Source organism: Fusobacterium sp. (genome assembly GCF_032477075.1).
Lineage (GTDB): Bacteria > Fusobacteriota > Fusobacteriia > Fusobacteriales > Fusobacteriaceae > Fusobacterium_A.
Genome location: NZ_JAWDXO010000019.1, coordinates 1 through 12797 on the forward strand (window position 1 = coordinate 1; position 12797 = coordinate 12797).

Annotated in this window: 12 protein-coding genes; 8 read left to right on the plus strand and 4 right to left on the minus strand. The window is 25.6% G+C overall.

Going from position 1 to position 12797, the window contains the following annotated elements:
• Window positions 1-147 precede the first annotated feature (147 nt).
• From cas6 to cas2, 8 genes are read left to right on the plus strand one after another with little or no spacing between them, the layout of a single operon-like run.
• On the plus strand, window positions 148-843 hold the full coding sequence (cas6, locus tag E6771_RS09045; protein WP_316090968.1) for a CRISPR-associated endoribonuclease Cas6: 696 nt from the start codon (window positions 148-150) through the stop codon (window positions 841-843).
• Between the two features lie 18 nt (window positions 844-861).
• Complete coding sequence (locus E6771_RS09050; protein ID WP_316090970.1) at window positions 862-2655, plus strand: hypothetical protein; 1794 nt, start codon at window positions 862-864, stop codon at window positions 2653-2655.
• A 2-nt stretch (window positions 2656-2657) separates the two neighbouring features.
• Window positions 2658-3602 (plus strand): type I CRISPR-associated protein Cas7, encoded by a 945-nt coding sequence (locus E6771_RS09055; protein WP_316090972.1) that lies wholly within the window; start codon window positions 2658-2660, stop codon window positions 3600-3602.
• Window positions 3603-3604: 2 nt separating this feature from the next.
• Window positions 3605-4357, plus strand: coding sequence for a type I-B CRISPR-associated protein Cas5b (cas5b, locus tag E6771_RS09060; protein WP_316090974.1), 753 nt, complete (start codon window positions 3605-3607; stop codon window positions 4355-4357).
• A gap of 7 nt (window positions 4358-4364) precedes the next feature.
• Window positions 4365-6950, plus strand: coding sequence for a CRISPR-associated helicase Cas3' (gene cas3, locus E6771_RS09065; protein ID WP_316090975.1), 2586 nt, complete (start codon window positions 4365-4367; stop codon window positions 6948-6950).
• Between the two features lie 13 nt (window positions 6951-6963).
• A complete protein-coding gene (locus E6771_RS09070) occupies window positions 6964-7446 on the plus strand; it encodes a CRISPR-associated protein Cas4 (RefSeq protein WP_316090977.1) in 483 nt (160 codons plus the stop codon).
• 9 nt (window positions 7447-7455) lie between these two features.
• Entirely contained in the window at window positions 7456-8457 is a 1002-nt protein-coding gene (gene cas1b / locus E6771_RS09075) for a type I-B CRISPR-associated endonuclease Cas1b (RefSeq protein WP_316090978.1), read from the plus strand.
• Window positions 8458-8742 (plus strand): CRISPR-associated endonuclease Cas2, encoded by a 285-nt coding sequence (gene cas2, locus E6771_RS09080; protein ID WP_316090979.1) that lies wholly within the window; start codon window positions 8458-8460, stop codon window positions 8740-8742.
• Window positions 8743-9523: 781 nt separating this feature from the next.
• Here the strand turns inward: cas2 and E6771_RS09085 are convergent.
• From E6771_RS09085 to thrC, 4 genes are all read right to left on the minus strand, one after another.
• Window positions 9524-9733: a Mu transposase C-terminal domain-containing protein gene (locus tag E6771_RS09085; protein ID WP_316091031.1), complete on the minus strand. Its 210-nt coding sequence runs from the start codon at window positions 9731-9733 to the stop codon at window positions 9524-9526.
• 253 nt (window positions 9734-9986) lie between these two features.
• Entirely contained in the window at window positions 9987-10424 is a 438-nt protein-coding gene (locus E6771_RS09090; RefSeq protein WP_316090980.1) for an ACT domain-containing protein, read from the minus strand.
• Between the two features lie 9 nt (window positions 10425-10433).
• Complete coding sequence (thrB, locus tag E6771_RS09095; protein ID WP_316090981.1) at window positions 10434-11309, minus strand: homoserine kinase; 876 nt, start codon at window positions 11307-11309, stop codon at window positions 10434-10436.
• A complete protein-coding gene (gene thrC / locus E6771_RS09100; RefSeq protein ID WP_316090982.1) occupies window positions 11306-12784 on the minus strand; it encodes a threonine synthase in 1479 nt (492 codons plus the stop codon). Before thrC ends, thrB begins: the two co-directional genes overlap by 4 nt.
• Between the last annotated feature and the right edge of the window lie 13 nt (window positions 12785-12797).

Consider the following 12797-nt stretch of genomic DNA (forward strand, 5'->3'; position numbering starts at 1 on the left):
TTCAGAAAAAATGTTACAATTTAATAACTAAAAAATAAAAAGTATGCCTTAAAATAATAAAGAAAGGGAAGAATTCCTTTTAAGGCATACTATTTTTATTGAAAAATGAGGTATAATTATTATTAAGAACTAAAAAGGAGGGATGAAATGAAGAGTTGGATTCTGGAATTGAAAGTTTTTTTATTAGAAGACATAGAATCGTATAAAACCATAGAAAAAATAACGGCTTTTATAGATTCTACTTTTGATAAAAATGAATACTGGAAAGAATATCATAAAGATAGAAAAGTAAAAGAGTATTGTTTTAATTCTTTTTATCCAGTAAAAGTTAATACTAAAAAGTATAATGCTGGAGAAATATATACAGTACAGATAAGAACTATTTCCAAAGAACTAAAAGAGCATTTCATGAAATATTTAAAAGATAATATAACAAAGGAATTAAAAGGCTTGATAATAAAAGAAAGGGAAATGGAATATAGATATATTGATAAGCTTGTTTCTGTTACACCTACAATACTTAAAACAGAAAATGGATACTGGAAAAAAAATATTACATTGGAAGAATATGAGAATAGATTAAAATTAAATATAATAAAAAAATATAATTCTATTTTTAATGAAAAGCTAGATGAAAATGTTGATTTATTTAATTTTATTGAATTCAAGAATAAGATTCCTGTAAAAATAAAATACAAGAATATTAATTTGCTTGGAGATAAGCTTATTCTGGGAATAGCTAAAAATGAAACTGCTCAAAAATTAGCTTTTCTATGTCTGAGTGTTGGGCTGGGAGAGATGAATGCAAGAGGGTTTTCTTACATGAATCCAAGATGGGTATAATAGAGGAGGTGAGATTATTTGTTACGAGAATGTGTTGAAATCTTTACTAAGATATACAACCAAAAAGGGGAAAGATTTATAACTGACAGCTATGAATTAGAACCAGGAGACTATTTTATAGTCAAAAGTGATGGGAAATGTAATCATATAAAAATAGAAAGAACAAAAAAATCAGAAGAAAATTCAAATAGAAGAACAATAGGAGATTATGAATATTTAGCAGAAAGAGATTATTTGAGCAGATTATTGGATATGAATAAGCCAATCGATGGAAAAAAACAAATTCATTCTAACAATTATTTATCTTTTTTTGTTAAGAATAATGTTCTAAGTGAAAAGAAAAAAGAATTAGAAGAAAGTATAGAGAAGTATTATGAAATTTTAAAAAATCCATTTCTAAAATATGATAAAGGGGAAAAGAAAAGGGTATATACACAACTTGAAGAAAAGTTAGGAAAACCTTCAGAAGAAAAAATTCAAAAAAATTATGAGTGGATCAAAGCAAATCTTTATGAAATAAAAAAAGAATTAAAAGAGGGGAAGGAATATATCAAAATATTCTTTGATGAGGATATAGAAGAGTACAAGAAAGAGAATGAAAGATATGTCATTCCTAATATATACAACAGTGTAGACTATAATGTAATAATAAATGAGGAAACTTATGGATTGCCAAATAATAACCTCAATTTAAATGCTAAAAAACCATATTTAGAAAATAAAACAAGAAAAGAGAAATATACTGTTCCTTATTTGTTAAATGAAGAAGAAGTATTTAAGCAAAAGAAATTCTTTGACTATATTTACAATATGGCAAATTCAGGAAAAAGAAATATATATATTTCACCAGATAAAAAAGAAATAATCCCTTTGGGAAATAAAGAATCTTTAAGTGATAATTTTACTGGATATTACCTAAGAATAAGAAAAGATAAAAGTGAAAGTGCAATAGAGAGATATGATATTATTTCAGATTATAGAGCTGAAATTTATCCTGAAATAAAAATATTAGATTGTTTAGGAAATGGAGATAGGGGGAAATTGGAATATGGAAGTTCAATAAGCAAGAACTCTGAATTAGTTGCTATGTTGAATAACCTTTTATTCAATGGAAAACTTTATGGAATAATTTTTGAAAATTTAAAAGATTTAAAAATATTTGATGAAAAAATAAAAAATATAGCAAATCAATATAAAGAAGTATTCTTTGAATTAGTGTATAAAGGGGACATGAAAAAATTTGTTGATAATTACAGAAAAATATTTTTAGAACTTATAAAAAATTCTTTATGTAAAAAAGATTACATATCAGAAGCATATGATATGTTTAATTTAATGGTTAGTATAGGTGATAGTATAAAAAAAGAAAGGGGTATGACTGTGAATAAATATCAAGAAATAAAAGAAAAATTTAGAAATATATTTGAAACTGGTGAGGGAGAGATAGAGAATGATGAAGAATATTTCTTCGCTTTAGGGCAATTATCAAAATTTTTAATTTCTAGGAATAGAATAACTGTAAAAACACATGAATTGGCAGTAAGAGTTATTGAAAGTAGAGATATTGAAGGGTTAAAAAGAGAAATTTATAAACTTTTTAGAAAATATGCTTATGATATAGGTTTCTACAGTACAAAATTTAATACTCTTTATGAACGAATATTAGGATATGAGGCTGAGAGTGAAAAAATAAATATGGATAGGTTGTTAGGAGGATACTTAGCTGACTCATTGATTTATGAAAAATCAGCTAAAGAAGAAAATGAAGTTAATAATAGAATTAAAGAAATCAATGGGGAGGAGAATAAATAATTATGAAAAATAGAATATATGGTGTGATAGGAATAAGATCAATGATGGCAAACTGGAATGCAGATTTTACAGGATTTCCTAAAACAACTTCATCAGGGGAAGTTTTTGGAAGTGATAAAGCTTTGAAATACCCAATGAAAAAAAAGTGGGAAAATGAAGGAGAAAAAGTTTTGTATGTAAAAAGTTTGAAAGTAGATAGTGGAGAAGGAAAAAAAGGTGAGGTAGCAGTAAGACCTAAATCATTAAGAGAAAGATATGATGAAATATTTGAAGCTAATTTGAAAGAAGAGAAAGATAAAACTAATGTAATGAAAAATCTTTTTAAAGCAATAGATGTAAAGAATTTTGGAGCAACTTTTGCAGAGGAGAAAAATAATATATCTATTACAGGAGCAGTTCAGATAGGACAAGGATTCAATAAATATGCAAACACATATGTAGAAGAGCAACAAATATTGTCACCATTTAGAGATAGCAGTAAGGATGAAAAAGAAGGAGAAGCCAGTCAATCAACTTTGGGAACAAAAATAGTAAGTAATGAGGCTCACTATTTTTATCCATTTGTGATTAATCCACAAGTGTATAGAGATTTTATAAAAATGGGAATGACTGAAGGATACACAGAAGAAGACTACAAAAAATTTAAAGATGCAGCTCTGACTTCAGCCACTTTCTTTAATTCAAACTCAAAATTAGGATGTGAAAATGAGTTTGCGCTATTTATAGAGGTAAAAGAGGGGTATTATCTTCCAGAGTTAGCTCAGTATGTAAAATTTTCTAAAGAAAAAGATTTTGTTGTAATAGAATTAGGGTTTGATGAGCTTATAAATCAATTCAAAGATAATATTTTATCTGTAGAGATATATTACAATACTTTAAATGTGAAAATAAAACATGATATAAAAGGAGCTAAAGAATATAATATCTTTACTAGAAAAGAGGTATAATCATGGAGATATTAAAATTTACTTTAAGTGGGAGAACAGCTTTTTTTAAGATCCCTGAAGTCAATTCTTATGTATATTTCTCTTATGGACACATACACAAGGTTTCATTACTGGGGTTATTAGGAGCTGTAATGGGTTATGGAGGATATAATTCTCAAGGAGAAAAGGAATATCCAGAGTTTTATGAAAAATTAAAAGATATCAAAATTTCTATCATGCCTAAAAATACTAATGGAAGTTTTTCAAAGAAAATTCAGTTTTTTAATAATTCAGTAGGGTATGCAAGTAATGAAGAGGGTGGAAATCTGATTGTTAAAGAGCAATGGTTGGAAGATGTAGAATGGGATATTTTTATAAAAATAGAGGATACAGATATTCATAAAGAATTGAAAGAAAGAATGAAAAATTATAATTTCGAATATACAGTATATCTTGGAAAGAATGATCATTTAGCAACAATAAATAATGTAGAGATATTTCAAGGAGAAAATTTTTTAGAAGATGAAAGTGAAATAAATTCTCTATTTATGAAAGAGCACATAGAAGGTTTTTCTGAAGAAGAATTTAATGTCTTAGGATCAGAAAATGATGAAATAAAATATGATCATAAATATGAAGAAAAATTACCTCTTTCTCTTCAAAATATTTCTAATCAATATGAAGTTGAAAGTTTAATTTTTACCAATAAAAAATGTATTTTAAAAAATAAAAATAATTTTGTAAAAGTGAATAATCAAATAATAGAATTCTATTAGGAGGAATATGTTTGAAGAAGAACTTTTTTCAATAGAAAAGTATGTAAAAGATGAAAGTAAAGTTTTAGCTCATATATCAGATATAAAGAATCCAGAGACATTATTAGAACATTCTGATTTAGTGGTAAAATATCTTAAAAAAATATATAAAGATAAAAATTTAAAAATAGTTTTTGATAAACTTGCAGAGAAATTTTGGGGTCAAAATGAAATTTTAAAAAAATTTTGGAATGAAATGATAATCAATGTACCTTGTATGCATGATATTGGTAAATTAAATATAAATTTTCAAATTGATAAAATGAAAAATAAAATATTTAGAAGAGTTCCTTTATATCAAAGTAAGAAGCATTCTAATTTATCTGCAAGAATATATATCGATTATTTTAGCAATAAAGTTTTTAATCTATGTTTAGAAAAAAAATTAGATAACAAAAATGCTGTTAAATGTTTTATTTTTATCATTTTGAATTCCTATGTCATATCAAGACATCATTCTTCTACTAAGAGTTTAAATGAGGATTTCTTTTGTGAAATAATAAATGATTATGAAAAATATAAAGAATTATTTGAAGAAATAAATAATTATTGTCCTAATTTGAATTTTTCAATAAAAGAAAATAAAAATCTATTCAGAGTATTGAAACAATTAAAAACAGGAGAAAAAGAATGGAATAATTCAGTAGAAGCTGATGAGTGGAATTCTATTGACTATTATATTTATACAAAATTATTGTATTCTTTATTAGTGTCATCGGATTTTTATGCTACAAGTGAATATAGTTCTGGAAAACCAATAGAGAGTCTAAATTTTCTTACAAATATTAATGAGTATATATCTGTTTTTAATAATACAGAAATATATAAAGGGATCAAATTACATCAGGAAACAGGGAAATTTTTTACTGAGGATAATATAAACTATCATAGAAGTGAGATGTTTTTAGAAGCAGAAGAAAATTTGGAAAAAGATACAAAAGAAAATATTCTATTTTTAGAAGCACCAACAGGTTCAGGAAAAACAGTTACTTCTATTAATTTAGCATTGAGATTATTAGAAAAAAATAGAGAGCTAAATAAAATATTCTACATATTTCCATTTAATACTTTAGTAGAGCAAACAAATTCATCTCTGAGGGAAATATTTCAAGATTCATCTTTAGAGGAAAATATTTCAGTAATAAATTCAATAACTCCTATAAAAGAAGTTGAAAGCGAAGATGAATATAAAAAAGATAATATCGATTATGAAAGATCACTATTAAATAGACAATTTATACATTCACCAATAGTCTTAACAACTCATGTCCATTTTTTTGAAACTTTATTTGGAATTGATAGGGAGAGTAGCTTTGCTCTCCCACACTTAGCTAATAGTGTAGTAATAATGGACGAAATACAAAGTTATAAAAATAAAATCTGGAAAGAGATAATAATATTCTTAAAAAAATATGCAGAGATTTTAAATATTAAAATAATTATTATGTCTGCAACACTTCCAAACTTATCAGTTTTATTAATGCAAGATGCAAAAATTCCATCTCTTGTAACTGACAGAGAAAAATACTATAAAAATCCAATTTTTAAAGATAGAGTATCCTTAGATTTCTCTCTCTTAGAGAAAGAATATGGAAGAGAAGAACTATTTGAGAAAATAGAAAAAATTATTCTTGAAAAATATAAAAATAAAAAAGTAGTAGTGGAGTTTATTAAAAAAGCTTCTGCATTTGATTTCTATAAAAGATTAACAGAAAGAAATGAGGAGATTAAGGAAGATATTTTCTTAATAACTGGTGATGACAATAAAGCTGAGAGAAAAAGAATAATAAAAGAAGCAAAAGATAACAAAAGAAAAAGCATGATACTAGTAGCAACTCAGGTAATTGAGGCAGGAGTGGATATAGATATGGATATTGGATTCAAAAATATATCTATATTAGACGCTGATGAACAATTTTTAGGAAGAATTAATCGTTCTTGTAAGAAAAAAAATTGTAAAGTCTATTTTTTTAAATTAGATGATGGAGGAAAGATTTATAAAGGCGATGTGAGAATACAGGATAGATTTACGCTGATGAATGAAGAGATGAGAGAGATTCTTAAAAGTAAGAATTTTAATGAATACTATAGTAAAATTCTTAAGGAATTAGAAAAATTTTCTAAGGATGAAAAAAAAGAAGAAAATATAGATGACTTTAGGAAAGATAAAGTTATCCAACTAAATTTTAAAGAAATATATGAAAGATTAAAATTAATAACAGATGATAGAAGAACAAAAATGATATTTTTCTCTAGAAATATGAATATAGAAAGAGAAGAGATAGAAGGAAATGAGGTATGGAAAGAATTTAGAGAAATACTTTTAAATAATGAAATGGGATATGCTGAAAGAAGAGTAAAGTTATCTAAAGTAATGGAGAAAGTGGATCTGTTTTCATATAATATTCCTGTGGAAATGACATATAGATTGTCTTATCAAGATAAAATTGGAGATAATATTCTATATATTGAAGATGGAGAAGAATATTTTATTAATGGAAAATTTGATAGAAAGAAACTACAATCAGATAAAGATTTTGAAATGATATTGTAACTATGGAGGGTCTATGCCTATAAATGGAACAATTATAAATTATTTTATTCATTGTAAAAGGCAGTGCTATATGCATTACAATAGAATAAATATGGAAGATGAAAGTGAATTAGTAAAAATTGGAAAAGCTATGCATGAAGAAAAAAAAACAGATGAAATAACTGTAGAAAATATCAAGGTAGATAAGATAAAGAAAGATTATTTAATAGAGATAAAAAAATCAGATGCAGATATTGAAGCAGCAAAAATGCAGGTACTTTATTATCTCTTGAAATTAAAAGAAAAAGGAATAGATAAAAAAGGGAAAATAGAAGTAATAGAAAAAAATAAATCTTCAAGAAAAAGCTATGAAATTGAACTTACTGCTGAAAATGAGATATATATAAAGAATATAATAGAGGAAATAGAAAAATTAGTTGAGAAAGATGAATTGCCACCAGTTGAAAAAAATAATAAATGTAAAAAATGTGCATATTATTCATATTGCTATATTTAAGGAGTGTATATGAGAGCTGGAACAAAATATATTTTGAGTAAAGGAACTCTTGAAAGAAAGGATAACTCACTGTGTTTTAAAAATGAAAGTAAAACAACATATATTCCTATTGAAGGAGTTAAAGAAATATTTGCATTAGATGAAATTTCTGTAAATACAAAGCTTTTTGATTTTTTAGCTAAGCATGGTATTACATTGCATTTTTTTAATCATTATGAGGGATATTCTGGAACTTTTTATCCAAAAGAAAAATATGTAAGTGGAAAGTTAGTGATTAAACAAGCAGAGGCTCATAAAAATTATAAAGAGATTATAGCTAAAAGCATTGTAAATGGAATTGGAAAAAATATTTATGAGTTGCTTTATCATTATTATCGTCATGATAAAAAAGAGTTAAAGGAATATTTAGAGTGGCTTTCTAATGAGGTAGAAAGAAGATTGAATGAGAGTAATGATATAAACGAGATAATGGCAGTGGAAGGAGAGATTTGGGCGAAATTTTATGATAATTTTAAAATCTTTTTAAGAGAAGATTTTATTATGAACAAAAGAGTTAAAAGACCACCAGATAACCCCATAAATGCTTTGATTTCTTTTGGAAATTCGATTCTATATACTAAAACTATCAGTCAGATTTACCAGACACATCTAGAACAAACAATAAGTTTTTTACATTCACCATCTGAGAGAAGATTTTCATTATCTTTAGATTTATCAGAGGTTTTTAAACCAATTATTGTATTTAGAACAATTTTTGAATGTGTAAACAACAGAAAACTAAATGTAGAAAAACATTTTGAAAAAAATTTGAATTATTGTATTTTAAATGAAACTGGTAAAAAAATATTTTTAAATTCTTTAGAAGATAGAATGAATGAAACTTTTGAGCATCCTGTTTTAAAAAGAAAGATTAGCTACATAACAGCTATAAAATATGATGCATATAAGTTAATAAAATTTTTATTAGAAAATAAAGAATTTATACCATTTTATATAAAGGAAAAGATGTAAATGAAAGGTAAAAATTATAACTATATATTTCTTTTTTATGACATAAATGAAAAAAGAGTGAATAAAGTTTTTAAAATTTGTAAGAAATATTTAAACCATCATCAGAGATCTGTATTTCGTGGAGAGATAACTCCTAGTAATTTAATAAGATTGCGTTTGGAATTAAAGGATATTATTAATAAAAAAGAAGATTTTATAAGCATTGTAAAATTAATAAGTGAACACTATTTTGATGAAGAGATAATAGGAACACCTTGGAAAGATGATGAAAATATGTTTATATGATTTCCAAGTCTAAAAACTAGCAATTTTATTAAATAGTTATTTTAAAAGAGATTGAAAAGATAAAAAATTAAAGTATAAAAAATTGTATAGCTTGGAAAAAAAGATAAAAAGCCTTGTTAAATTCAATGATAGAAAGAATAGTAAATAATGAGAATGCTTATTTTATGAAGATAGAATAGTAACTAATAAGTTTTTAAATAAGATGTGAAATGTGATTTGTATTTGGTATATATGGATAGAATAGTAACTAATAAGTTTTTAAATAGTTTTCCCTTATATTCCATATCCATTTCAAACTTTATAGAATAGTAACTAATAAGTTTTTAAATAAACTTTTAAACTATTTAATAGTGTTCTGCTTGTCGATAGAATAGTAACTAATAAGTTTTTAAATACAACTTTATTTTTTTGTTGCTTGCCGTCGATGTTGATAGAATAGTAACTAATAAGTTTTTAAATTTCTTTAATTTAATAAGATACTACAAGTTTGTTTCATAGAATAGTAACTAATAAGTTTTTAAATCTATATTGATTTTAAAGGCTGTACAAATACATCATATAGAATAGTAACTAATAAGTTTTTAAATACAACTTTATTTTTTTGTTGCTTGCCGTCGATGTTATAGAATAGTAACTAATAAGTTTTTAAATTCTAGTCCTCCTATGCCATAAATTCAGCAAATTTATATAGAATAGTAACTAATAAGTTTTTAAATTTTGATTGCTTTGTAAAGCTGGTAGCATAGATTGAGTAGAATATTAACTTATTAGTTTTAAATTTTCATGAGATCAAATATAAAAACAGGCTAAGAATTTTTTTAGCCTGTTGTAATATTAGCAGTTCTAAAAATTGATTTTTAAAGAATAAGTATAAAATATCAGTATCCAAAGGATTGTATTTAACAATAATTTTCTTTCCTTTCAGAGAAGTTAAAAAATTATTGGTATAAATAAAGTTATTAAATCTTAAAAAAGATTTACTTGTTTTTATGCTGGTTTACTGAAGAAAGATATCAAATTCACAAACACATGGAATATCCTATATCATTTCATATTTAAGTAAAAAATTATTTTTCTCATCATCTAAATAGATATATGAATCAAGAAAGTTTTTTATATCTTCTTTAAGAAAAGAGATAAATTTTTTAATTTTCTCATCTTCAGTAAAATATTTAGAGACCTTTATAGAAATATTATCATAGATTTCTTTCAATAATCTTTATTAGCTTCTGAGGTTCTATTTATTATTCTAATGAAAGAAGCTTTGTCGAACTTACATAGTTTATTTCTTCTATTCCAATAATTATATCCTCAATAGGAATAGTTATATCTGAAATATCCAAGGATATTACTACTGATGCCACATTATTTATAGGAATATTCTGATTTATCGTAATTATATTTCCATTCACAAATGATAGATAATTAAGAACTTCAGACAAAACTCCTTTTTTATGCTCAAGCATCATAGAAACCAGAGCTTTTCTTCCTATACTGTTGTCAGAAGGAAGAAAGACATAATCTTTATATTTATAGTAAGTGCTTCTGCTGATTCCAACAATTTTTGCAGCGTCACTTATTCCTTTTACTTTACCTTCAGTTAAAAGATTTCTAGCTTCAACTACTTTTTCAAAATAGTCTGGAAGTATTTTTTTATTGACAATAAGGTATTTTTCTTTCATAATATCCTCCTATAAAACAACTGCTCCTTTCATATCTATATCTAAAGTTCTGATAATCCAGCTGTTTTTTAGATTTTTTATCTCATATTCTATCTTCCACTGAAAATCTTTAGTTTTTGCAATATTCATCAATGTTGGTCCTGATCCACTGATAAAAAGAGCTGTATTTCCATTTTTTTCACAAATTTCTTTTACTTCTTCATATTCATTGATAAGAACATTTCTGTATTTTTCATGAAGTCTGTCAGAGAGAGCTTTTTTTATAAGAAGTTCATCACCATTTTCAAGAGCTTTCAATAAAACAGCAATTCTTGATACATTGTACACTGCATCTTGATATGGTATTTCAGATGGAAGAACTTTTCTTGCTTCCGCTGTAGATAATCTAAAATCTGGCACTAGTGCACAGAAATAAAGATTTTCACTAATATTATATTGAACAGTATATGGAATACCATCTTCCACTAAAGAAGCTGTAAGGCCTCCAAAAAGAGCTGGGGCTATATTATCAGGATGCCCTTCAATATCATTGCATATTTTAAATATCTCATCCTTAGATAATGGATTTCCAGCAATAATATTTGCCCCCATTACTCCCCCAATGATACAGGCAGCACTGCTTCCCAGCCCTCTGGATACAGGAATATCACTTTTTATACTTATTTCTATACCAGCAACAGGATAGTTTAGAATTTCTAAAGTCTTCTTAAATGATGTATATACTAAATTAGAATCATTTTGATATTTTTCTTCACAACCAACAATTCTTAAACCATATTCAATTCTTTTAAAAGTAAAATATGAATAAAGTTTAAAAGCAAGTCCCAAAGTATCAAAACCAGGACCAATATTTGCTGTAGTTGCAGGGACTTTTACAGTAATCATAATATCACCTCAAAACAGTTTTTCATATCTTCTTTATTTATAATTGAAGTATGTATATCTTTTTTATTTTTTAAATTTTTAAGATTTTCAGGGATAGGAACTCCTGTTTTTTCACTTAACAATTCCATAATTTTAAATTCATCAGAATTATTTTCTCCAAAGAGAGATTCATAAACAGCTTTGCTGAATTTATATGGACTGGCTGTAGCTAAAACTATATTTTTATGTTTAGAATCTTTCTCTTTAAATTCTTTCATGACATTGTATGCTACAGCAGTATGTGTATCTAAAAGATAATTATATTCATTATAGACATTTTTAATTGTTTCACTTGTTTGTAAATCATTAGTATATCCAGCATAAAATAGATTATCTATGCAATTTTTTATTTCTTGAGTTACAGTATATTTTCCATCAGATTTTAATTCATCCATAAGTGATTTTATATATTTATTATCATTTCCACTTAAATGGTATATAAGTCTTTCCAAATTACTAGATATTAATATATCCATAGATGGAGATAATGTTTTATAGAATGGACGATTTCTATCATATGTTCCAGTTTGAATAAAATCATATAAAACATTGTTTTCATTAGAAGCACATATTAATTTATTTACAGGGAGTCCCATAAGTTCTGCGTAATACCCAGCAAGAATATCACCAAAATTTCCAGTAGGAACAGTAAAATTAACTTTTTCTCCTAAACTAATTTCATTGCTTTCAGCTAATTTCATATATGAATAAAAATAATAAACTATCTGGGGAACCAATCTTCCTATATTTATAGAATTGGCAGAAGAAAGAGAATAATTTTTATTCTTTAGTTTTTTCTTTACTTCCTCATCTGTAAATATTTTCTTAACTTCACTTTGAGCATCATCAAAATTACCATTTATAGCATAAACATATGTATTATTTCCCTCTTGTGATATCATTTGCTTTTCCTGTACTTTGCTGACCCCATCATTTGGAAAAAAGACCAGTATTTTTATTCCCTCAATATTTTTGAAGCCTTCTAAAGCAGCTTTTCCAGTATCTCCAGAAGTTGCTGTTAATATGAGAATTTTTTCTTTTATTTTATTTAGTTTTAATGCCTCAGTAGAAAGGTATGGAAGTACAGACAGAGCCACATCTTTAAAAGCAGAAGTAGGCCCATGAAATAGCTCTAATATATAGTCATTTCCAACCTTAACTAAAGGAGTTATGTCATTAGAACTAAATTTTTTATCATAAGCACTTTCTACACAATATTTTATACTTTTTTCTGGATAGTCATCTAATATTTTAGAAAGAATTATTTCAGCTATTTCAGTATATTTTTTACCTTTTAATTCAGAAATATTTATCTTTAGATTTTTCATATCTCTTCTTACAAAAAGTCCTCCATCACTTGCAATTCCTTTTATTACAGCTTGTGAAGCTGAGCATGCTATATTTTGTTCTCTTGTACTTTCAAATTTGCTGTTCATAAATTTTCCTCCA